This is a genomic window from Streptomyces sp. NPDC030296, assembly GCF_055572815.1.
Map to the genome: position 1 here is coordinate 1 of NZ_JBVICQ010000003.1, position 20,786 is coordinate 20,786.

General features: G+C 71.9%; 18 protein-coding genes, 1 tRNA gene and 2 pseudogenes. 14 read left to right on the top strand and 7 right to left on the bottom strand.

The features are described from left to right. The 4 genes and pseudogenes from ACZ4Z3_RS07995 to ACZ4Z3_RS08010 form a co-directional block, all read right to left on the bottom strand. Window positions 1–272: pseudogene (locus tag ACZ4Z3_RS07995) on the bottom strand (2-oxoacid:acceptor oxidoreductase subunit alpha); the annotation flags it as partial. A 304-nt stretch (window positions 273–576) separates the two neighbouring features. Next, complete coding sequence (locus tag ACZ4Z3_RS08000; protein ID WP_468500807.1) at window positions 577–1,236, bottom strand: LuxR C-terminal-related transcriptional regulator; 660 nt, start codon at window positions 1,234–1,236, stop codon at window positions 577–579. 279 nt (window positions 1,237–1,515) lie between these two features. Continuing rightward, a complete protein-coding gene (locus tag ACZ4Z3_RS08005) occupies window positions 1,516–2,856 on the bottom strand; it encodes a sensor histidine kinase (protein WP_468500234.1) in 1,341 nt (446 codons plus the stop codon). Between the two features lie 171 nt (window positions 2,857–3,027). Then, the gene (locus ACZ4Z3_RS08010) at window positions 3,028–4,254 is read right to left on the bottom strand and encodes a sensor histidine kinase (protein WP_468500235.1); all 1,227 of its coding nucleotides are present in this window, start codon (window positions 4,252–4,254) and stop codon (window positions 3,028–3,030) included. A 434-nt stretch (window positions 4,255–4,688) separates the two neighbouring features. Between ACZ4Z3_RS08010 and ACZ4Z3_RS08015 the strand changes: the two genes are divergently transcribed. The 12 genes from ACZ4Z3_RS08015 to ACZ4Z3_RS08070 all read left to right on the top strand — a co-directional run bounded on the left by ACZ4Z3_RS08015 (window position 4,689) and on the right by ACZ4Z3_RS08070 (window position 16,674). Next, window positions 4,689–5,102, top strand: a complete 414-nt coding sequence (locus ACZ4Z3_RS08015; protein ID WP_055523485.1) for an NADH-quinone oxidoreductase subunit A — start codon at window positions 4,689–4,691, stop codon at window positions 5,100–5,102. Beyond that, the gene (locus ACZ4Z3_RS08020) at window positions 5,093–5,800 is read left to right on the top strand and encodes an NADH-quinone oxidoreductase subunit B (RefSeq protein ID WP_468500236.1); all 708 of its coding nucleotides are present in this window, start codon (window positions 5,093–5,095) and stop codon (window positions 5,798–5,800) included. Before ACZ4Z3_RS08015 ends, ACZ4Z3_RS08020 begins: the two co-directional genes overlap by 10 nt. Next, complete coding sequence (locus tag ACZ4Z3_RS08025; protein ID WP_468500237.1) at window positions 5,797–7,209, top strand: NADH-quinone oxidoreductase subunit C; 1,413 nt, start codon at window positions 5,797–5,799, stop codon at window positions 7,207–7,209. The genes ACZ4Z3_RS08020 and ACZ4Z3_RS08025 overlap by 4 nt, the downstream gene beginning before the upstream one ends. Beyond that, window positions 7,206–8,174 (top strand): complex I subunit 1/NuoH family protein, encoded by a 969-nt coding sequence (locus ACZ4Z3_RS08030; RefSeq protein ID WP_249829038.1) that lies wholly within the window; start codon window positions 7,206–7,208, stop codon window positions 8,172–8,174. Before ACZ4Z3_RS08025 ends, ACZ4Z3_RS08030 begins: the two co-directional genes overlap by 4 nt. Before the next feature lie 2 nt (window positions 8,175–8,176). After that, on the top strand, window positions 8,177–8,845 hold the full coding sequence (locus ACZ4Z3_RS08035; RefSeq protein WP_468500238.1) for a NuoI/complex I 23 kDa subunit family protein: 669 nt from the start codon (window positions 8,177–8,179) through the stop codon (window positions 8,843–8,845). Next, the gene (locus ACZ4Z3_RS08040; RefSeq protein ID WP_468500239.1) at window positions 8,842–9,690 is read left to right on the top strand and encodes an NADH-quinone oxidoreductase subunit J family protein; all 849 of its coding nucleotides are present in this window, start codon (window positions 8,842–8,844) and stop codon (window positions 9,688–9,690) included. Before ACZ4Z3_RS08035 ends, ACZ4Z3_RS08040 begins: the two co-directional genes overlap by 4 nt. After that, window positions 9,690–10,043, top strand: coding sequence for an NADH-quinone oxidoreductase subunit NuoK (nuoK, locus tag ACZ4Z3_RS08045; RefSeq protein ID WP_055716154.1), 354 nt, complete (start codon window positions 9,690–9,692; stop codon window positions 10,041–10,043). The genes ACZ4Z3_RS08040 and nuoK overlap by 1 nt, the downstream gene beginning before the upstream one ends. Beyond that, a complete protein-coding gene (locus ACZ4Z3_RS08050; protein WP_468500240.1) occupies window positions 10,040–12,031 on the top strand; it encodes an NADH-quinone oxidoreductase subunit 5 family protein in 1,992 nt (663 codons plus the stop codon). Before nuoK ends, ACZ4Z3_RS08050 begins: the two co-directional genes overlap by 4 nt. Window positions 12,032–12,037: 6 nt before the next feature. Then, window positions 12,038–13,612, top strand: a complete 1,575-nt coding sequence (locus tag ACZ4Z3_RS08055) for a complex I subunit 4 family protein (protein ID WP_468500241.1) — start codon at window positions 12,038–12,040, stop codon at window positions 13,610–13,612. Then, window positions 13,609–15,156 carry an NADH-quinone oxidoreductase subunit N gene (locus ACZ4Z3_RS08060; protein WP_468500242.1) on the top strand — a complete coding sequence of 516 codons (1,548 nt, stop codon included), beginning with the start codon at window positions 13,609–13,611 and terminating at the stop codon, window positions 15,154–15,156. The genes ACZ4Z3_RS08055 and ACZ4Z3_RS08060 overlap by 4 nt, the downstream gene beginning before the upstream one ends. 262 nt (window positions 15,157–15,418) lie before the next feature. Beyond that, the gene (gene htpX, locus ACZ4Z3_RS08065) at window positions 15,419–16,282 is read left to right on the top strand and encodes a zinc metalloprotease HtpX (RefSeq protein WP_468500243.1); all 864 of its coding nucleotides are present in this window, start codon (window positions 15,419–15,421) and stop codon (window positions 16,280–16,282) included. Next, the gene (locus tag ACZ4Z3_RS08070; RefSeq protein WP_468500244.1) at window positions 16,279–16,674 is read left to right on the top strand and encodes a YccF domain-containing protein; all 396 of its coding nucleotides are present in this window, start codon (window positions 16,279–16,281) and stop codon (window positions 16,672–16,674) included. The genes htpX and ACZ4Z3_RS08070 overlap by 4 nt, the downstream gene beginning before the upstream one ends. Here ACZ4Z3_RS08070 and ACZ4Z3_RS08075 read toward each other — a convergent pair. Next, window positions 16,668–17,933: an APC family permease gene (locus ACZ4Z3_RS08075; protein ID WP_468500245.1), complete on the bottom strand. Its 1,266-nt coding sequence runs from the start codon at window positions 17,931–17,933 to the stop codon at window positions 16,668–16,670. The two genes, ACZ4Z3_RS08070 and ACZ4Z3_RS08075, sit on opposite strands and share 7 nt — an antisense overlap. A gap of 190 nt (window positions 17,934–18,123) precedes the next feature. Between ACZ4Z3_RS08075 and ACZ4Z3_RS08080 the strand changes: the two genes are divergently transcribed. Next, a complete protein-coding gene (locus ACZ4Z3_RS08080) occupies window positions 18,124–18,390 on the top strand; it encodes a GlsB/YeaQ/YmgE family stress response membrane protein (RefSeq protein ID WP_055539388.1) in 267 nt (88 codons plus the stop codon). A 55-nt stretch (window positions 18,391–18,445) separates the two neighbouring features. Here ACZ4Z3_RS08080 and ACZ4Z3_RS08085 read toward each other — a convergent pair whose 3' ends face one another. Next, entirely contained in the window at window positions 18,446–18,934 is a 489-nt protein-coding gene (locus ACZ4Z3_RS08085; protein ID WP_055716161.1) for a YajQ family cyclic di-GMP-binding protein, read from the bottom strand. A 245-nt stretch (window positions 18,935–19,179) separates the two neighbouring features. Here ACZ4Z3_RS08085 and ACZ4Z3_RS08090 point away from each other — a divergent pair. Continuing rightward, a tRNA-Tyr gene (locus ACZ4Z3_RS08090) sits at window positions 19,180–19,261 on the top strand. A 156-nt stretch (window positions 19,262–19,417) separates the two neighbouring features. On the opposite strand, the pseudogene ACZ4Z3_RS08095 reads toward ACZ4Z3_RS08090, so the two are convergent. Then, a pseudogene (locus ACZ4Z3_RS08095) lies at window positions 19,418–20,782 on the bottom strand (tyrosine-type recombinase/integrase). Between the last annotated feature and the right edge of the window lie 4 nt (window positions 20,783–20,786).

Genomic DNA, 20,786 nt, shown 5'->3' on the forward strand with positions numbered 1-20,786 from the left:
AAGCTGGAGACGCCGGGCAGGGTGCCGGCGGGGGCGCGGATCTCGGCGGGGAAGTTCGGCAGGGTTGACAGGTCGTTGCCGAACGAAGCGGTCTCGGAGGTGAAACGGTCACCGGTGAGCTGCATACCGTCACCGGAATCACCCGCGAACCGAATGATCACCCGATCGAGGCGGCGGACGTCCTTGGTCCCCGCCGACTTGCGCTGTTCCCCCAGTTCTCCGAGAACGGCCTCGTCGGCCTGCTCCGCTGGGCTGCTGACCTGCCTGGTCACTGAACTTGACCTCCCTTGAGGCGGCTGTCCGGGAACGACCGTCCCAGCGGCCCTCCCGAGACCAACCCTACGTCGGTGCTGCGGACCTTCCCTTGACCGTTCGACTGTTCGACGAGCTTTTTTCGACCCCTCGTCGACCTCGCCCCGACCCCACCCCGCACACCCGCTGAACTGCCACAGAAGACGCTCCCCCGGAAGCGGGGGTTCTAGTACTGACGCGTCGGGCGCTTCGGGGGGAGAGGAGGCGGGCGGCTGGTGTTCGGGGGTGACCGGGGGCGGGAGCGGGCCAGTACGGGCGGCCCCGTCAGGAATTCAGATACGTGAGGACCGCCAGCACCCGCCGGTGGTCCCCGTCGCTCGGGGACAGCCCGAGCTTCAGGAAGATATTGCTGACGTGCTTCTCGACGGCACCGTCACTCACCACCAGCTGCCGGGCGATCGCGGAATTGGTGCGCCCCTCCGCCATCAGCCCCAGCACCTCGCGCTCCCTCGGAGTGAGCCCCGCCAGCACGTCCTGCTTGCGGCTGCGCCCGAGCAGCTGCGCCACCACCTCCGGGTCGAGCGCCGTGCCCCCGCCGGCCACCCGCACCACCGCGTCGACGAACTCCCGCACGTCCGCCACCCGGTCCTTCAGCAGGTAACCGACGCCCCGGCTGGACCCTGCGAGCAGCTCGGTGGCGTACCGCTCCTCCACGTACTGCGACAGCACGAGCACGCCCAGCCGCGGATGCTGCTTGCGCAACTGCACGGCCGCCCGGACGCCCTCATCGGTATGGGTCGGCGGCATGCGCACATCGGCGACGACGACATCGGGCAGGTCCCCCTGCGCCGCGAACTCACCGATCGTCTTGATCAACGCGTTGCCGTCCCCGACCCCCGCGACGACCTCGTGCCCCCGGTCGGTCAGCAGCCGGGTGAGGCCCTCCCGCAACAGCACCGAATCCTCGGCGATGACCACCCGCACCTTGTCCTCCACGATCCCGTCCCCCCGCAAGCCCGGAGCCGGCCGTCCTCCTGGCCCACCCACCCGACGGCCCCAGCATCCCAGCATCCCGGTCCCGCCACGCCACCCCGACACCCTCGCGCGTAAGAACCCCGCCACCTCTTGGCTGGTTACCGCCGCCGCGACACGCAGGGGCGCGTCCGGAGCCTCGGCTCCGGACGCGCCCCTGGTGGTCCCGCCCCTGGTGGTCCCGCCCCCCTGCCGCCGAACGTCACGCCCCCGCGGCCGGGGCCCCGAGGATCACGCCCGCCAGGGCAGCTCCGCGGTGACGCGGGTGGGTCCGCCCGCCGGTGAGTCCACGACCAGCACCCCGTCGACGGCCCCCAGCCGCTCCGCCAGCCCGGCGAGCCCCGACCCCGCCCCGACGTCGGCGCCGCCCATCCCGTCATCGGTGACCTGGAGCATCAGCCGCCCCTCGACCTTCCACACATCCACCACCGCCCGGGAGGCGCCCGCGTGCTTGCTGACATTCTGGAGCAGCTCGGACACCGTGAAGTAGACGATGCCCTCGATCGCCGGCACCGGCCGCGCGGGCAGATCCACCTCCACCACCACCGGCACCGCGCACCGGGCCGCCACCGCCGACAGCGCCGCGTCCAGGCCCCGGTCCGTCAGCACCGCCGGATGGATGCCCCGCGCCAGATCCCGCAGCTCCCGCAGCGCCGTCTTCACCTCGCCGTGCGCGGAGTCCACCATCCGCGCCGCCTCCCGCGGATCCTCGGTCAGCTTCTCCCGCGCCACACCCAGATCCATCGCCAGGTTCACCAGCCGTGCCTGCGCCCCGTCGTGCAGATCCCGCTCGATGCGCCGCAGATCGGCCGCCGCCGTGTCCACCACGACCCCCCGGTCCGACTCCAGCTCCACCACCCGCGCGCCCAGCCGGGACGGCCCGAGCAACGCGCTCACCATCACCCGGTCCACCATGGTCAGCCCCCGCACGATCCACGGCGTGGCCATCGTGAACAGCAGCCCCACCAACGCCGTCACCGTCACCTCGAACGCGTTGTCGAGGTACACGGCGTGCCCCTCGTCCCCGTACAGCTGCACCCCGTCCTGCCCGACCCACATCGGGAAGACCCAGAACCACAGCGGATACGTCAGCATCGCCCACCCGTACGCCCAGAAGTTCAGGGCGACGACGAAGGAGAACAGCGACCAAGGGAACTGCACCACCGCGTACAGCAGCTGCCGCCACGACGACCCGCTGCGCAGGACGGCACCCATCCACGCCGGCGCGCCCCGCTTGCGCGGCCGCAACGGCTCCGGCGCGGCCACCTCCACCCCGAGCAGCGCCCGCGCCCGCGCCCGCTCCATCGCCCCGAGCCCCCGGCACCCGGCGAGCCCGGCGGCCAGCACCGGCACCCCGAGGAACGTGACCAGCAGGCCCACCCCGACCGACAGCATCGTCACCGCGTACGTGAACATCAGCACGCCGATCGGGAAGCCGAGCATCACATAGCCGAACTCCCGCCAGCTGCGCCCCTCGAACGGCGCCCGCAGCCCCGCCGGCAGCCGGTGCCGCCGCTCGGCCACGGCCGCGTCGTCCCAGCCGCCGTACCCCTGCCCATACGCGGATTCCATAGCCGCCACTCCTCCTCACCCACACTCCGACCGGAGCGCGCCACGATCTGGCGTACCCCCACACTCCCCGCCCCCGGCCTCCCGGACCATCCAGCCCGTCGGCGTCCGGTTCCGGGGGTTAACCCCACCCCTCGGCCTCACCCATGAGCCCCCGCCCACCGGTTCCGCCGCCTACCGGTTCCGCCAGGGCAGTTCCGCCGTGATCGTCGTGGGCCCGCCCACCGGGGAATCGACCATGAAGAGACCGTCGACCGCGCCCAGCCGCTCCGCGAGACCGGCGATGCCCGAGCCGCCGTCGACACTCGCGCCGCCGCGCCCGTCGTCCCACACCTGGATCAGCAGCCGGTCGTCGGACCGCCAGACGTCCACGGCCGCGGACCGCGCCCCGCTGTGCTTGCTGACGTTCTGGAGCAGCTCCGAGACGGTGAAGTAGGCGATCCCCTCGATCGCCGCCGCGGGCCGCGCCGGGAGATCGACCGTCACCTTCACCGGAGCGGTGCACCGCGAGGCCACCGAGGACAGCGCCGCGTCCAGGCCCCGGTCGGTCAGCACCGCCGGATGGATGCCCCGCGCCAGATCCCGCAGCTCCTGGAGCGCCAGCTTCACCTCGCCGTGCGCCTCCGCCACCATCGAGGCCACGGCGTCGTCGGCCTGGCCCTCCAGCAGCTTCTCCTTCGCCAGCCCGAGCCCCATCGCCAGGTTCACCAGCCGCGCCTGCGCCCCGTCGTGAAGATCCCGCTCGATGCGCCGCAGATCGGCCGCCGCCGTGTCCACCACGACCCCCCGGTCCGACTCCAGCTCCGCGATCCGCCGCTCCAGCTCGTCCGACGGCGACAGCAGCGCCCGCACCATCGCCCGGTCCGCGTTCGCCAGTCCCCGCACGATGAACGGCAGCACCGGCCACGCCACGAACAACCCCGTGAGGGTGATCGTGAACGTCGCGATCCCCCACGGCAGCCGGATCAGCTCGTACAGCATCGAACGCCAGCCGACCGGGTCCTTCACACTCATCCACACCTGCGCGACGAACCCGTCCGCGCCGCCCCGCAGCGGCAGCGGACTCGGCTCGTCCACCGTCACGTCGAGCAGCGCCCGCGCCCGTATCCGCTCCAGCTTGCCCAGCTGACGCGCCCCCAGCAGCGCGGCCGCGAGCAGCGGGAAACCGATCACCGTCAGTGTCAGGAAGGCACTGGTGAACAGCACCGTCGTCACGAAGGTGAACCCGATCAGCGACATCGGCAGATTCGCCAGCAGATGCACGATCTCCTTCCACGTGTGCGCCTCGAACGCGAGCCTCGCGGGCGGCAGCGGTTCGGACGGCGTGCGGCTGGAGGGCAACGGGCGCCCGGACGGCCGTCCACGGCCGGCCGACGGAGAAGGAGAAAGGGGCTCGGTCATGGCCACAGCCTGCCCGCCCGCGCCCCACCGGCGCCATGAGGCGAACCGCCCGGCCCTCCTGGGGAAAACCCCACCCGCCGCCGAGGCCCCCGGCCCACCCCCCCGCCCCGCCGCACCGACCCGTGGCACCGACCCGGCGGCCCCGTCGCCCCGACTCGGCGGCCACCTCGCCCCGACTCGGCGGCCCCGTCGCCCCGGTCCGGTGGTCCCATCTCCCCGACCGGGCCGCCGCCTTGGCCCCGCACGGCCCCCGCCACCGCCCAGCCCAGGGACCCCCAGGTCACGGCCCTGCGCATGCCGAGCTGTGACGGGCTGCTTACGGTCTCTTTAGCAGGGCCTAGACTCCCGTGCGTACAGATCGTCGAACAGCGGCGTATGTATGGCGTACGGAGCGCGTACGTACAGGTCGCCAGGTGAGGGAACGAGGGGCGGACGTGCCGGAACCGACCGTCGCCGTCGCGGCGGAGTACGTCGTGGCGGCGGACTACTTCCAGTCCTACTCGGTGGTCGGACTGCTCGCCGCCGTGGGCGTGCTCTTCGTGGCCATCGCCTTCGGCGCGGGACGCCTGCTGCGCCCCGAGGTCCCCACCCGGGAGAAGCTCCTCACGTACGAGTGCGGCGTCGACCCCGTCGGCGAGCACTGGGCCCACACCCAGGTCCGCTACTACGTGTACGCCTTCCTCTACGTCATCTTCGCCATCGACTCGATCTTCCTCTTCCCCTGGGCGACCGTCTTCGCCGACGACGGCTACGGCGCGACCACGCTGGTGGAGATGTTCGTCTTCCTCGGCTTCCTCGCCGTCGGCCTGCTCTACGCATACAAGAAGGGGGTCCTGGCATGGACGTGACGCCAGAGACGACCACCCCGCAGCCCGTGTCCCTCCCGGAGCCCAAGCGGCTGGGCGCCCTCGCCCGCCTCGCCCCCGAGCCGATGAAGGTGATCCTCAACTGGGGCCGCCGCTACTCCCTCTGGGTCTTCAACTTCGGCCTGGCCTGCTGCGCGATCGAGTTCATCGCCGCGTCGATGGCCCGCCACGACTTCATCCGCCTCGGTGTCATCCCCTTCGCGCCGGGCCCCCGCCAGGCCGACCTGATGGTCGTGTCCGGCACGGTCACGGACAAGATGGCCCCGGCCGTGAAGCGCCTCTACGAGCAGATGCCGGAACCGAAGTACGTCATCTCCTTCGGCGCCTGCTCCAACTGCGGCGGCCCCTACTGGGACTCCTACTCGGTGACCAAGGGCGTCGACCAGATCATCCCCGTCGACGTCTACGTCCCCGGCTGCCCGCCCCGCCCCGAGGCCCTTCTCCAGGGCATCCTGAAACTCCAGGAGAAGATCGCGCGGGAGTCCCTGGGGGAGCGGTACGGCAACGGAACGGACGCCGTCGCCGCCGGGGGCACCGTGTCCTCGACCGCCGCCGAGGGCCCGACGCCGGCCCCCGCCCGCCCGTCACCGGCGGCCCTCCAGAGCGACCTGGTGAAGCCCCCGGCCCCGCCGGCCGGCACCGGCACGACGGACAGCTCCACCGGGGAGGGGGACCGTTGACCGGCTGGCTTCCCGCCCCCGTCGAGGAACTCTTCGGCGCCGACGCCACCGCCGAGGAGTCCTACGACGTCCTGACCGTGGACGTCCCCTCCGCCTCCTGGATCGAGGCCCTGAGCACCGCCCGCACCACCCTGGGCTGCACCTACTTCGACTGGCTGAGCGCGGTCGACGAACCCGGCACCGGCTTCCGGGTCTCCGCCCATGTCGTGGCCCTGGCCCCGGTCCGCCGTCTCCTCGTCCGGACCACCGTCCCGCACGCGTCGCCGGTGCTGCCCACCGCCGTGGACGTCTACGCCGGTGCCGCCTGGCACGAACGCGAGACCCACGAGATGTTCGGCGTTCGCTTCGAGGGCCACCCCGGCCTGGACCACCTCCTCCTCCCCGAGAACTTCGAGGGCCACCCACTCCGCAAGGACTTCGTCCTGGCCGCCCGCGTCGCCAAGGCGTGGCCCGGCGCCAAGGAGCCCGGCGAGTCCGAGCACGGAGGCCCCAAGCGCCGCCAGATGCTCCCGCCCGGCGTCCCCGACCCCAACGAGTGGGGCCCCCTCAAGGGCCAACTCCCCCCGGCCCCGACCCGCCCCACCCGAGCCGCCGGAGACCGCCCGGCCCGCGCCGCAGGGGACCGCCCGGCCCGAGCGGCCGGGGACCGCCCCGTACGCCGCACCCGTACGGCCTCCCAGGGCTCGGCGAGCCAGACGGCCGCCGAGGCGACACCGACACCGGACGCCTCGGGCACCCCGGCCGCACCCACCCCGTCGACGCCTCCGCGCCGTAGCCGTACGGCGGCGCAGGGCTCGGCGAGCCAGACGGCCGCGGAGTCGGCGTCGACCCCCGAGGCGCCATCCGCTCCCGAGGCACCGTCCGCTCCCGCGACGCCACGCCGCGCCCGTACCGCCTCCGACGGCTCGGCGAGCCAGCGCACCCTGTCGGCCGACGCCCCCGCCGAACACCCGGCGGAGAGCCGCCCGGCGCGCCCCGCTGCCCGCAGCGCCGACGCCCCGTGGCACCACGCCCGCCCGGCCTTCGAGGAGCCGACACCTGAAGCGGAGCCCGCTCCGACGGAGCCGAGGCCCACGCCTGAGCCGGATCCGCAGGCCGAGCCCGTGGCCCGGCCCAAGCAGGAGTCCCAGCCCTCGAAGCCGGAGGACGAACCCGCGCCCGAGGCCGCGCCCGCGCCCGCGCCCGCGGCTGCGCCCGACGCCGAGACCGAACCGGCGCCCGGGGCCGAACCGGCGTCCGGCACCCAACCCGCGGCGGAGCCGTCCGCGTCCCCCGGCACTACCGACGGCGACCGCACCCCCGGCGACGGGAGCGAGACGCCCGCGACGCCCGCCGACGAGACCCCGGACGAACCCCCAGCTACTGAACCCCCCACCACCCCCGAACCCCCCGCAGGAGGCCCGCGGTGAACGACGCCCTCGACGTCGCCCTGCGACTCCTGCTCGTCTTCGTCGTCTTCCTCACCTTCCCCCTGATCATCGGGCAGACGGAACACAAGGTGATGGCCCACATGCAGGGCCGCCTCGGCCCCATGTACGCCGGCGGCTTCCACGGCTGGGCCCAGCTCGTCGCCGACGGCGTGAAGTTCGCCCAGAAGGAAGACGTCGTCCCGGCCGGCGCGGACCGCCGCATCTTCCAGCTCGCCCCGGCGGTCGCCCTCCTCCCGTACCTCCTCGTCCTCCTCGCCATCCCCATCGGCCCCGGCGAGGGCGCCGTCGGCGAGGTCATCGACGCGGGCATCTTCTTCGTCCTCGCCGTGATGGGCGTCGGCGTGCTCGGCTCCCTCATGGCCGGCTGGGCGTCCGCGAACAAGTTCTCCCTCCTCGGCGGTCTCCGCACCGCCGCCCAGCTCCTCGCCTACGAGCTCCCGATGCTCCTGACGGCCGCCTCGGTGGCGATGGCGGCCGGCACGGTCTCCCTCGTCGGCATCCTCGACGCCTTCCAGTGGTGGTGGCTCCCCTGGCAGATCGTCGGCGCGATCGTCTTCTTCGTCGCCGGCCTCGCCGAACTCCAACGCCCGCCCTTCGACATGCCCGTCGCCGACTCGGAGATCATCTTCGGCGCCTACACCGAGTACACCGGCCTCCGCTTCGCCCTGTTCCTCCTCGCCGAGTACGCCGGCATCGTCGTCCTGTGCGGCCTGACCACCGTCCTCTTCCTCGGTGGCTGGCACGGCCCCTGGGGCGCCGACGGCCTCGGCTGGGTCTGGACCCTGCTGAAGACCGCCGTCCTCGCCTTCCTCGTCATCTGGCTCCGCGTCACCTACCCCCGACTGCGCGAGGACCAGTTGCAGAAGCTCTCCTGGACCCTCCTCGTCCCCCTGTCCCTCGCCCAGATCGCCCTCACCGGCGTCGTCAAGGTGGTGATCCAGTAACCATGGCTGAGTCCCTCCCGCCCACCCGGCCCCGCATCCCCGGTAGCGGTCTCGCCAAGGGCCTGGCCGTCACCCTCCGCACGATGACGCGGAAGACGGTCACCGAGCAGTACCCGGACGCCCAGCCGGAACTCCCGCCCCGGACCCGCGGCGTCATCGGTCTCTTCGAGGAGAACTGCACCGTCTGCATGCTGTGCGCCCGGGAGTGCCCGGACTGGTGCATCTACATCGACTCCCACAAGGAGACCGTCCCGCCCGCCGCCCCCGGCGGCCGTGAGCGCAGCCGTAACGTCCTCGACCGCTTCGCCATCGACTTCTCCCTCTGCATGTACTGCGGTATCTGCATCGAGGTCTGCCCCTTCGACGCCCTCTTCTGGTCGCCCGAGTTCGAGTACGCGGAGACCGACATCCGCGAGCTCACCCACGAGCGCGACAAACTCCGCGAGTGGATGTGGACCGTCCCGGCCCCGCCCGCCCTCGACCCCGGCGCCGAGGAACCCAAGGAACTCGCCGCCGCCCGCAAGACCGCCGAAAAACTCGCCGCCACCCAGCAGGCCGAACAGGCCGAACAGGCCGATCAGGCCGAACAGGCAGGGCAGGCCGAGCAGACCGGTTCGGGCGAGCGGGCGCAAAGGGCCGAGCCGCACCGGCCGGGGGAGGGGAACGCATGAGCGTCACCGCCACCACCGCCGTCGCCCTCGCCGCCACGCACCACCACCCCTCCCTGGCCGCCGTCGAGACCCGCGGCTTCCTCTCGCCCACCGGCGTCGAGATCGCCTTCCTCCTCGTCGGCCTGGTCACCCTCGGCGCCGCGATCGTCACCGTCACCACCCGCCAGCTGGTGCACGCCGCCCTCTGGCTGGTCGTGGCGCTCGGCGGTCTCGCCGTCGAGTACCTGCTGCTCACCGCCGAGTTCATCGCCTGGGTCCAGGTCCTCATCTACGTCGGCTCCGTCGTCGTGCTCCTCCTGTTCGGGCTGATGCTCACCAGGGCCCCGATCGGCCGCTCCCCGGACGCCGACTCCGGCAACCGGTGGGCCGCCCTCACCGTGGCCGTCGCCGCTGCCGCCGCCCTCGTCTGGGTCGTCGTCGACGCCTTCCGCGCCACGTGGATCGACCTCGACGGCCCCGTCGCCGGCTCGACCAGGACCACCGGCGAAAGCCTCTTCCAGAACTGGGTCCTCCCCTTCGAGGCCCTCTCCGTCCTCCTCCTCGCCGCCCTGGTCGGCGCGATCGTCCTCTCCCGCAAGGCCAAGCAGGAGCCCGACGAACCGAAGACCCCCACAGCGGCCACGGGAACCACCCCAGCCACCGGACCCGCCACGGCCACCGCACCGGCGACGGCACCCGCACCGGCGACGGCCACCGCACCGGCCACGGCACCGGCGACGGCACCCGCCGCAGCCGACACCGCCGTGCCGAAACCGGCACCCACCCCGGCCGAGGAACCTCCCCCGGCCGACGCACCCCCCGCCGCAGCCGCCGCCCCCGACCCGTCCGAGGGAGGGCCCCGCTGATGCACCTCGCCTATCCCGTCGTGCTCTCCGCCCTCCTCTTCTGCACCGGCCTGTACGGCGTCCTCGCCCGCCGCAACGCGATCCTGGTCCTGATGTCCGTCGAGCTGATGCTCAACGCCGTCAACCTCAACCTCGTCGCCTTCGACGTCTGGCTCAGCAAGGCCGCCGAGGAGACCCTCCACTCCGGGCAGGCACTGACCCTGTTCACCATCACCATCGCCGCCGCGGAGATCGGCATCGGCCTGGCCATCGTCCTCGCCGTCCACCGCAACCGCGGCACCGCCGACATCGACAAGCTCCGCGACACCGCCGAGCGCCCCGAGCGGAGCGAGAAGGCCGAGGCCAGCGCGTGACCACGACCACCCTCGCCGTCCTCGTCCCCCTCCTCCCGTTCCTCGGCGCCGCCGCCGGCCTGCTCCTCGGACGCACCGCCCCCGGCTTCGTCCGCCCCCTCGCCGTACTCCCGACCCTCACGGCCTTCGCGCTGGCCGTGCTGGTCGCCGTACGCCAGGGCGGCGACAGCCCGGTCGTCGCGTCCACGCAGCTCACCCCCACCGGCTCGGTCCCCATCGACCTGGCCCTGTACATCGACGGCTTCGCCGCCCTCGTCGCCGTGGTCGTCGGCTTGGTCGCCACCTGCGTGCAGATCTACTCCACGGGCTATCTCCGCGACGACCCCCGCTACGCCTCGTACGCCGCTCTCGTCTCCCTCTTCACCTCCGCGATGCTCCTCGTCGTCTACTCCGGCGACCTGATGGTGCTGCTGGTCGGCTGGGAGATCATGGGCATCTGCTCCTACTTCCTGGTCGGCCACTACTGGGAGACCCCGGAGGCCCGTGCCGCCTCCCTCAAGGCGTTCCTCGTCACCAAGCTCGGCGACATCCCCTTCCTGATCGGTCTGTTCGCGCTCGCCTCGGACGCCGGGTCGTTCCGGATCACCCGGATCCTCGACACCGCCGCCGACGGCGGCCTCGACCACCCGACGCTGATCGCCCTGCTGCTCCTCGCCGGTGTGGCCGGCAAGTCCGCGCAGTTCCCCCTCCACACCTGGCTCCCCGACGCGATGGCCGGCCCGACGCCCGTCTCCGCGCTGATCCACGCCGCGACGATGGTCGCCGCCGGTGTCTACTTCATCGCCCGTCTCCTCCCGGTCTTCACCGCCTCCGCGGCGGCCCTGGTCGTCCTCGCCGTGATGGCCGCCGTCACCATGGCCGGCTCCGCCCTCGCCGCCCTCGCCCAGGACGACATCAAACGCGTCCTCGCCTACTCGACGATCGGCCAGCTCGGCTACATGACCGGCGCCCTCGCCGTCGGCGACCGCGGCGCCGCCGTCTTCCACCTCATCTCCCACGGCGCCTTCAAGGCGCTGCTGTTCCTCGCCGCCGGCGTGATCATCCACGCCGCCGGCACCAACTCCCTGGCCGCCATGTCCCGCATGAGCAACCTCCGCGCCCGCGTCCCCGACGCCTACTGGACGATGACCGTGGCGCTCCTCGCCCTCGCCGCGATCCCGCCCTTCAGCGGCTTCTTCTCCAAGGAGTCCGTCCTCGGCGCCGCCGAGACCGCCGCCGAGGGCCACGCCGAGCACATCCCCGGCGCCGCCGGCTGGACCGTCCTCGCCGCCGGCCTGCTCACGGCCCTCCTCACCGCCGCGTACGCCACCCGCCTGTGGCTGCGCACCTTCCGCGGCCAGGGCGACGAAGCCCCCGACCACGGCCGCCAGCCGCTCAGCATGACCGTGGTCCTCTGGGTGCTCGCCGTCCCGTCCCTCGCCCTCGGCGGACTCGCCTACGGCACCCTCCCCGACTGGTTCGACGGCGACGACCTGGCCCCGACCCTCACCACGTCGGTCCTCGGCACCGGCCTCGCCCTCACCGGCGGCCTCGTGACGTACGCGGCCTGGCGGTACACCACGGCGCTGGCCCGCACCCCGCTCGGCGCGGTCGCGGCCCACCCCGGGGCGGACGCCGCGACCGTCGAGGCGGAGGCCATCGCGAGCCACGCGCCCGCCTACGGGGACGTGGCCTCGGCGCCCGACCCGACGGACCCCTCCCGGGTCCTGCTCGGCCCGCTGCACCGCCACGCCGCCGTCGGCTTCCACCTCGACGCCGTGTACGAGGCGCTCTTCGTCCGCCCGGTCCAGGCCGGCGCGCGACTCGTCCGGTTCCTCGACCGCGAGGTCGTCGACACCTACGTACGCGGTGCGGGCGCCCTGCCCCGCCTGCTCGGCGCGGCCGTACGGCGGGCGCAGACCGGCAATGTGCAGACCTATGTGAGCGCGCTGCTCGCCGGCACCGTCGTCCTGGTGGTCGCCGCCCTTCTCGTCGCCACGGGAGCGTGAGCACGCGTGATCGATATCAACGAGTCCGTGATGCAGGTCCTTCTGGCGTTCGTCGTCGTCGGCCCGCTCATCGGCGCCGCCGCCGCTCTCCTGCCCGCCCCACCGGGGCTGAAGGGGAAGTCACCCGAGCAGGCCGTGCTCCGCCACGGCATCACCGTGACCGGCGCGGTGCTCATCGCCGCGATCGTCCTCGCGCTCGGCTTCGACCATGACCACCCGTCGAGGATGCAGGCCAGCACCGACATCAGCTGGATCCCCGCACTCGACGTGCGCATCCACCTCGGCATCGACGGCATCTCCCTCCCCCTCCTGGTCCTGACCGCGCTGCTGACCTTCCTCTGCGCGCTCTACTCGTACTTCAAGCTGCCCTCGGGCCCGTCCCCGAAGGCGTTCGTCGCCCTGCTGCTCGTCCTCGAGTCCGGCACCCTCGCGACCTTCGCCGTCCTCGACCTGCTGCTGTTCTTCCTCGCGTTCGAGATGGTGCTCATCCCGATGTACTTCCTCATCGCCCGCTGGGGCGGTGAGCAACGCACGCGGGCCGCTTGGAAGTTCATCCTCTACACCCTGCTCGGATCCGTGGTCATGCTGCTCGGCCTGCTCCTGATCGGACTCAGGGCGGGCACGTTCGACATGGTGGCACTCACCACTGACAATCACCCCGAACTGACCACATCCGTGCAGGTCATCGCCGCTTTGACGATCGGGATCGGGCTCGCGGTGAAGACCCCGATGTGGCCGCTGCACAGCTGGCTGCCGGACGCCCACACCGCCGCCCCGACCGTCGGCTCGGTCCTGCTGGCCGGCGTCCTGCTGAAGATGGGCACCTACGGGTTCGTCCGCATCCTGCTGCCGATCACCCCCGACGGCTTCCGCGCCTTCGCGCCGTACCTCGGCGCCTTCGCGGTCGTCGGCATCATCTACGGGTCCCTCGCCTGCCTCGCCCTCGCCCGGCCGGGCGCCAAGGGCGACCTCAAGCGCCTCATCGCGTACTCCTCCGTCGGCCACATGGGCTTCGTGCTCCTCGGCATCGCGACGATGACCCCGACCGGCGTGAACGGCGCCCTGTTCGCCAACATCGCCCACGGCCTCATCACCGGCCTGCTGTTCTTCCTCGTCGGCGCCCTCAAGGACCGCACCGGCACCACCGACCTCGACGCCCTGGCGCGGGAGACCGGCGCCGCCCTCTACGGCAGGGCGCCGCGCCTCGGCGGCCTGCTCGCGTTCGGGGCCGTCGCCTCCCTCGGACTGCCCGGCCTCGCCGGCTTCTGGGGCGAGATGCTCACCCTGTTCGGCGCGTTCCGGCCCGCCGACGACCTCAGCCGCCCGGCCTTCCTCACCTTCATGGCGATCGGCGCGTTCGGCACCCTCCTCACCGCCGCGTACATGCTGATCGTGGTCCGCCGCGTCTGCATGGGCGGCGCCCCGCAGGAGGGGCCCCGGCTCGCCGACGTACAGACGTACGAGTTCGCGGCCTGGACGCCGCTCGTCGCCCTCACCGTCCTCGCCGGTCTCTGGCCCGCGGCCCTCCTCGGCCTGACCGACCCGGCCGTGCAGCAGCTCCTCGCAGGAGGCACCCGATGAGCTCCCTGGCCCTGACGACGGCCTCCCAGTCGGTCCGGCCGCTGGCCGAGTCCGTCGTCCAGTCCGTCGACTGGCTCGCCGTCGCGCCGCCCACGATCGCCGCCGTGGTCGGCCTCGCCGTGCTCGTCACGGACCTCTTCGTGGACGACGCGAAGAAGGCTTTCCTCGGCTGGACGTCGGCGGCGGGTCTCGCCCTGTCCCTGCTGGCCCTGCTGCCCCTCCTGGACGGCGACCGCGCCACCTTCTGCCTGAGCGGCAGCCCGGACGTGTGCAGCTACACCGCCGACCGCTTCACCCTCGTCATCCAGTTCATGGTGCTCGGCGGCGCCCTCCTCGCCGCCCTGCTGTCGATGACGGCCCTGAAGGACGACCGCAGGGAACTGCCGGCCGGGGAGTTCTGGTTCCTGCTCCTGTCGTCCGCCGCGGGCGCCGCCCTCCTGCCCGCCGCCCGCGATCTCGCCACCCTCGTCGTCGCCCTGGAGGTCGCCTCGCTGCCGGCCTTCGCCCTGGTCGGCATTCGCCACGGCGACAAGCGGTCCTCCGAAGCGGCCCTGAAGTTCTTCCTGTCGTCCGTCACCGCGACCGCCGTCAGCCTCCTCGGCATCAGCTTCATCTACGCCACCACCGGCACCCTCTACCTCACCCAGATCGCCGACCGCGTCCAGAACGTCGACGGCCAGCTCCACACCGTCACCCAGACCGGCGTCGTCCTCACCCTCATCGGCTTCGCCTTCAAGACGGCCGCCGTACCGTTCCACTTCTGGGTCCCCGACACCTATGTCGGCGCCCCCCTCCCGGTGGCCGCCTACCTGTCGGTCGTCGGCAAGGCGGTCGGCTTCTCCGGGCTGATCCTCGTCACCGTCGTCGCCCTGCCGTCGTACGCCGACGTCTGGGGCCCCGCCCTCGCCGCGCTGGCCGCCCTCACCATGACCGTCGGCAACGTCGGCGCCCTCAGACAGCGCTCCACGCGCGCGTACAGCGCGGTACGGCTGCTCGCCTGGTCCTCCGTCGGCCAGGCCGGGTACCTCCTGGTGCCGATCGCGGCCGCCGCCTACACCGACGACGCCGAGCGGGCCATCGGCTCCACCGTCGCCTACGCGCTGATGTACGCGGCCGTGAACCTCGGCGCGTTCGCCGTGGCCGCCCTCGTCGGCCGCACCAGGACCCTCAACCGGGTCAGCGACTACCGCGGCCTCTACGCGTCGAGCCCCCTGACCGCGCTGCTGCTGGGCTTCTTCCTGCTCTGCCTCGCCGGACTGCCGCCGGGCGTCATCGGCCTGTTCGCCAAGGTCACCGTCTTCTCGGTGGCCGTCGACGCGGGCCTCGGCTGGCTCGCCGTCGTCATGGCCGTCAACGTCGTGATCGCACTGTTCTACTACCTCCAGTGGACCGCGCTGCTGTTCCGCGCCCCCGAGGGCGAACCCGAGCCGCACCGCGTCCCCGCCCCCCTCACCCTCGCGATCGCCCTCACCGGAATCGTCGGCATCGCCCTCTCCGGAGCCCCCCAACTGGTCCTGCGCTTCGCCGACACCGCCCTCTTCTAGAGCCCTTCCAGAGCCGGTCGAACCGACAGGCACAGCCACCCCCTGGCATCCGGCACGCACGCGTGGGCACTCGATGCCCCGTACACGCGTGCGTGCCGAGGCGTCCGGCCGTCACCCGGACGGCCCCGCCCCGGCCCGCGCGCACAAGGGAACTAGTGCTCTCCGCCTGGCGTTGACCAGTACGGGAGGGTCCACTGAGAAGTGGAGTCAACAGCGACAGCAGGCAAAGGGTTCCCCTGCCGCACGACTTGGAGGGCGTACCGTGCACCGCCGGCACAACGGGCTCAGGACCGCCGTACTCCTCGGGGGGCTGTCCGCACTCATCATCGTCATAGGCAGCCTCTTCGGCCGGACGGGTCTGATCATCGCGGTCGTCGTCGCCCTCGGCACGAACGCGTACGCCTACTGGAACAGCGACAAGCTGGCTCTACGCGCGATGCGCGCCCGCCCGGTCAGCGAGTTCGAGGCCCCCGCCCTGTACCGCATGGTCCGTGAGCTCTCCACCCAGGCCAGGCAGCCCATGCCCCGCCTGTACATCTCCCCGACCGACGCCCCGAACGCGTTCGCGACGGGCCGCAACCCGCGCAACGCGGCCGTGTGCTGCACGGACGGCATACTCCGCCTCCTCGACGAACGGGAGCTGCGCGGTGTCATCGGCCACGAGTTGAGCCACGTCTACAACCGCGACATCCTGATCTCATCGGTCGCGGGAGCCCTCGCCTCCGTGATCATGTTCCTGGTCAACTTCGCCTGGCTGATCCCCATCGGCCGCTCCGACGACGATGACGGCCCCGGTCTTCTCGGCATGCTGCTGATCATGATCCTGGGCCCGCTCGCCGCCAGTCTCATCCAGCTCGCGATCAGCCGGTCCAGGGAGTACGAGGCGGACGCCTCCGGCGCCCAGCTCACCGGCGACCCGCTGGCCCTCGCCGCCGCCCTGCGCAAGCTCGAAACAGGCACCAAACAGCTCCCGCTACCCCCCGAACCCCGCATCGAGACGGCGAGCCACATGATGATCGCGAACCCGTTCCGGCCCGGTCAGGGCTTCTCGAAGATGTTCTCCACGCACCCGCCCATGGCCGAACGCATCGCCCGACTCGAGAAGATGGCAGGTCGCCCCCAGTGAAGACGATCCTCAACATCATCTGGCTCATCCTCAGCGGCTTCTGGCTCTTCCTCGGCTACGTGGTCGCGGGACTCCTCCTCTGCGTCACGATCATCGGCATCCCCTTCGGCATCGCGGCGTTCCGTATCGGCGTCTACGCCCTGTGGCCCTTCGGGTACACGACGATCGAGCGCCGTGACGCGGGCGCGCCCTCGTGCGTCGGCAACGTCCTGTGGCTGGTCCTGGCGGGCTGGTGGCTCGCGCTGACCCATATCTTCACTGGCCTGGCGCTCTGCATCACGATCATCGGCATCCCGTTCGGCATCGCCAACTTCAAGCTCGTCCCGCTCTCCCTGATGCCCCTGGGCCGCGAGATCATCTCTACGGACGAGCCCTTCGCCGGACGCTACTGACCGGCGAGGCCGCGGCGCTGCCACCACCGCCGTACGAAGTAGGCCGCGGCCCCCGCGCCCAGTACGGCGGCGCCCACCACCACTGACACCCAGGGCAGCGCGAACGCCACGACGACGCAGCCGACGAGCCCCACGACGGGCACGATCCGTGAGACCGGCGCGGAACTCAGCGTCCACGCGGACGCGTTGGCGACCGCGTAGTACGCGAGCACGCCGAACGAGGAGAAGCCGATCGCGCCCCGGAGGTCGACGGTCGCGGCCAGCACCGCGACCACCGCGCCGACGGCCAGCTCCGCCCGGTGCGGCACCTGGAACCGGGGGTGCACGGCGGCCAGGACGCCCGGCAGATGCCGGTCGCGGGCCATGGCGAGCGTCGTCCGCGAGACCCCCAGGATCAGCGCCAGCAGCGACCCCAGCGCGGCCACCGCCGCACCGACCCGCACGACGGGCACGAGCCCCGGCGCCCCGGCCGCCCGTACCGCCTCGGCCAGCGGGGCCGACGCCTGCCCGAGGCCGCCCGAGCCCAGCACGGACAGCACGGCGACCGCGACGGCCGCGTACACCACGAGCGCGATGCCCAGCGCGAGGGGGATCGCACGCGGGATGGTGCGCGCCGGGTCGCGCACCTCCTCGCCCAGGGTCGCGATCCGCGCGTACCCGGCGAACGCGAAGAACAGCAGTCCGGCCGCCTGCAGCACCCCGCCCACGCCGCCCGACGCCCCGATGTCCAGCCGCCCGGCGTCGGACCTGCCGGAGGTGAGGCACACGACGACCACGGCGGCGAGGACCGCCAGCACGACGGCGACGATCACCCGCGTCAGCCAGGCGGACTTCTGGATGCCGCCGTAGTTCACGGCCGTCAGCGCCACCACCGCGGCCACGGCCACGGCGTGCGCCTGTTCCGGCCACACGTACGCCCCCACGGTGAGCGCCATGGCCGCGCACGAGGCGGTCTTGCCGACGACGAAGGACCAGCCGGCCAGATACCCCCAGAAGGCGCCGAGCCGCTCACGCCCGTACACATAGGTGCCGCCCGAGGCCGGGTAGAGGGCCGCGAGCCGGGCGGAGGACATGGCGTTGCAGTAGGCGACGACGGCCGCGAGCGCGAGACCGAGGAGCAGCCCGGACCCGGCGGCGTGCGCCGCGGGCCCCAGCGCCGCGAAGATGCCCGCGCCGACCATCGATCCGAGGCCGACGACCACCGCGTCACCGACACCGAGCGTGCGCCGCAACGGGGCGGCCGAAACCGGCTGTGTCATGAGCCGCACCCTACTGACCAGCGCAACCGCCGGACGTACGGGAGGCGTCTTCCGCATCAACAGAGCACGACGACCGGGCCCGGCACCACGGAACCCTCAGGAACCACGGACGCGACCGTCGGGAGCGACGTGACGGAGACGACACCCCCGGGCGCGGCACAGGCACGGCACGAAAGGGCAGGTTCACGGCATGAGCATCATCGGCTGGATCGTTCTGGGGCTGTTGGCCGGCGCCATCGCCAAGTTCCTGCTGCCGGGCCGCGACCCGGGCGGCTTCATCGGCACGACCCTCATCGGCGTCGCGGGAGCGTTCATCGGCGGCTGGATCTCCGCCCGCTGGCTGGACCACCCGATCAGCAAGGACTTCTACGACGGCGCCACCTGGGCGGCCGCGATCGGCGGCTCCCTGGTCCTGCTGATCGCCTACCGCCTGCTGTTCGGCCACTCCCGACGCTGAGCGCGCACGACGGGTGGGCCCTGGCTCCGGCCGAGGGCCCACCCTCCGGTACGACCTACCGGTAGTTGACGAACTGGAGCGCGAAGTCGAAGTCCTTGCCCTTGAGGAGGGCGATCACGGACTGCAGGTCGTCACGGCTCTTGGAGCTCACGCGGAGTTCGTCGCCCTGGACCTGGGCCTTGACACCCTTCGGGCCCTCGTCGCGGATGATCTTCGCCACCTTCTTGGCGTTCTCCTGGGAGATGCCCTCCTGGATCTCCGCGAAGATCTTGTACTCCTTGCCGGACAGCTGGGGCTCACCCGCCTCCAGCGCCTTCAGCGAGATGCCCCGCTTGATCAGCTTGGACTGGAAGACGTCGAGGACGGCCTTCACCCGGTCCTCGGAGTTCGCCTCCATCAGGATCTTCTCGCCGGACCACGAGATCGAGGCGCCGACGCCCTTGAAGTCGTAGCGCTGCGAGATCTCCTTGGCGGCCTGGTTGAGGGCGTTGTCGACCTCCTGCCGCTCGACCTTCGAGACGATGTCGAAACTGGAGTCGGCCATGTCCTGTGGCTCCTTGTATCGGGGTATCGGGGGGCGTGTCGGGACCATCGGACACGTGCCGGCGCGCGCGAAGGCGATCGCCGAGCCCGGTGTCAGGTCCCGCGCCGCATCCGGACAAGCCTAGCCACCCAGCCCCCTCCGAGTACTGATCAATCAGGTGGCGAAGCACCCCCACGCATCAGGTATCGTTTACGTCGTCGCCACGGAGCACCGCTGAAAAGCGGTTCGAAGGGTGGCAAATCCCAGGCGGTGTGCCCGAGTGGCCAATGGGAGCGGACTGTAAATCCGTCGGCTTAGCCTACCCAGGTTCGAATCCTGGCGCCGCCACAGGACCGAAAGGGCCCGTGACCAGCTGAAAAGCTGATCGCGGGCCCTTCTGGTATTCAGGCTGACCGTGGGGCGATTTCTAGGGCTTTGCCCCACCTTGCCTCACCCTGATTCGCCTGTTGACCAGTGCGTGTGGGGCATCTGTGGGGCACGTCGTCACGCCCAATGCTCCAGCGCCGCGTCAATTCGGGCGTTCGCCATGGCCGTAGCTCCGTCGAGGCACTTCGCATAGACCTTCAGCAGGACAGCCACCGAGTGGCCGGCGCGCCGTGCGACCTCCACCGGGTCGACCCCGGAGTTCAGCCAAAGGGACACGCACGCGTGACGAAGATCATATGGGCGTGCGGCGAGCGGAGAGGCGTGCTGCTGCGGCGTGAGCGCCTTCCTGCGCGCGCGGGCCCACACCTCGCCGTAGCCGCTCTCCTGCACGAGTCCCCCGCGGGCGGTGCGGAACAGCCGACCGTCGGGTGCGATGCCGTGGGCCTGGATGTGCTCGCGGAGCATGGCGGTGAAGTGCGGCGGGATGGGGACGTGCCGGATCTCCCGCTCGGGGCGCCACTTCAGCCCTCGCGTGTCGTGCGGGTCGCCGGAGTCGGTCCAGCCGCGACCGACGCGGGGACGGGAACCGTCCAGGTGCAACGTGCCCCACCCGGACGCGGGCAACTCGCAGTTCTCATGGCGCAGCCAGACGGCCTCAGCCGGGCGCAGGGCCGCGTGGTAGAGGCAACCGAAGAACGCCTTGAGGTGCTCACCACGGGAGCCCTGCGTGGCGACCGCGTCCAGCAGCGTGCGCGCTTGGCGAGGGTTGACCACACAGCCGGGGTCGATCCCGTCGGTGGTCGGTGGGATCATTCACTGAACCTGGGTGAGTGGGTTGTGGGGCAGGCGCCGGGCCTCGACCGCGAACCCCAGCGCGTTGTGGAAGACGGCGCGCTTGCGCTTCACGGTCGAGGCGGCGGCCTTCTTGCCGTCAAGGCGCTGTGTGAAGGCGGTCAGCACCTTGCGCATCACGAGGGGGTCGTCCAGGGCGCTGACGGGCATCGCGTTGCGCTCCACCCACGCGAGGACGCGCGCGACTTCGGCCGGCGGGTCCTCGGTCCAGCGGTTGAAGTTGAACGCCCAGCTGTAGAGGGCCTGGCGCAGTACCCGCGGGTCGGGCATGCCGCGACGGCTGGTCACGAGTACCGGCATGGCCGTTGCCATGGTGTCGGCGAGACCTGTGCGGGTCTTCGCGGGCGCCGTCGGCCACTTCATCTCGATGTAGTCGCGTGCGTGCTGGTAGCACGTCACGTCGTTGCGCTGTCGGATCTCCTTGACCGGCACGCCGGTCGCCTCGTCGAAGGGCTCACCGCCGTTGACGGCGGTCAGGAGTTCCGCGCGCCGACTGTCGGCGAGGGTCTTGGTGGCGAACGTCTGCGAGTGCGGGGTGTCGCCCACTTTCCAGCGCAGTTCGGCTGAGGACTGGCCCCGGTCCTTGCGCTGACGGACGGCCCAGATTCGAACGTCGTACGTGGTGCCCACATGG

Coding starts and splice junctions, on each gene's coding strand:
- ACZ4Z3_RS08005 (WP_468500234.1), bottom strand. CDS start 2,856: ATGGAATCCGCGTATGGGCAGGGGTACGGCGGCTGGGACGACGCGGCC.
- ACZ4Z3_RS08010 (WP_468500235.1), bottom strand. CDS start 4,254: ATGACCGAGCCCCTTTCTCCTTCTCCGTCGGCCGGCCGTGGACGGCCG.
- ACZ4Z3_RS08020 (WP_468500236.1), top strand. CDS start 5,093: ATGGACGTGACGCCAGAGACGACCACCCCGCAGCCCGTGTCCCTCCCG.
- ACZ4Z3_RS08035 (WP_468500238.1), top strand. CDS start 8,177: ATGGCTGAGTCCCTCCCGCCCACCCGGCCCCGCATCCCCGGTAGCGGT.
- ACZ4Z3_RS08040 (WP_468500239.1), top strand. CDS start 8,842: ATGAGCGTCACCGCCACCACCGCCGTCGCCCTCGCCGCCACGCACCAC.
- nuoK (WP_055716154.1), top strand. CDS start 9,690: ATGCACCTCGCCTATCCCGTCGTGCTCTCCGCCCTCCTCTTCTGCACC.
- ACZ4Z3_RS08060 (WP_468500242.1), top strand. CDS start 13,609: ATGAGCTCCCTGGCCCTGACGACGGCCTCCCAGTCGGTCCGGCCGCTG.
- ACZ4Z3_RS08075 (WP_468500245.1), bottom strand. CDS start 17,933: ATGACACAGCCGGTTTCGGCCGCCCCGTTGCGGCGCACGCTCGGTGTC.
- ACZ4Z3_RS08080 (WP_055539388.1), top strand. CDS start 18,124: ATGAGCATCATCGGCTGGATCGTTCTGGGGCTGTTGGCCGGCGCCATC.
- ACZ4Z3_RS08085 (WP_055716161.1), bottom strand. CDS start 18,934: ATGGCCGACTCCAGTTTCGACATCGTCTCGAAGGTCGAGCGGCAGGAG.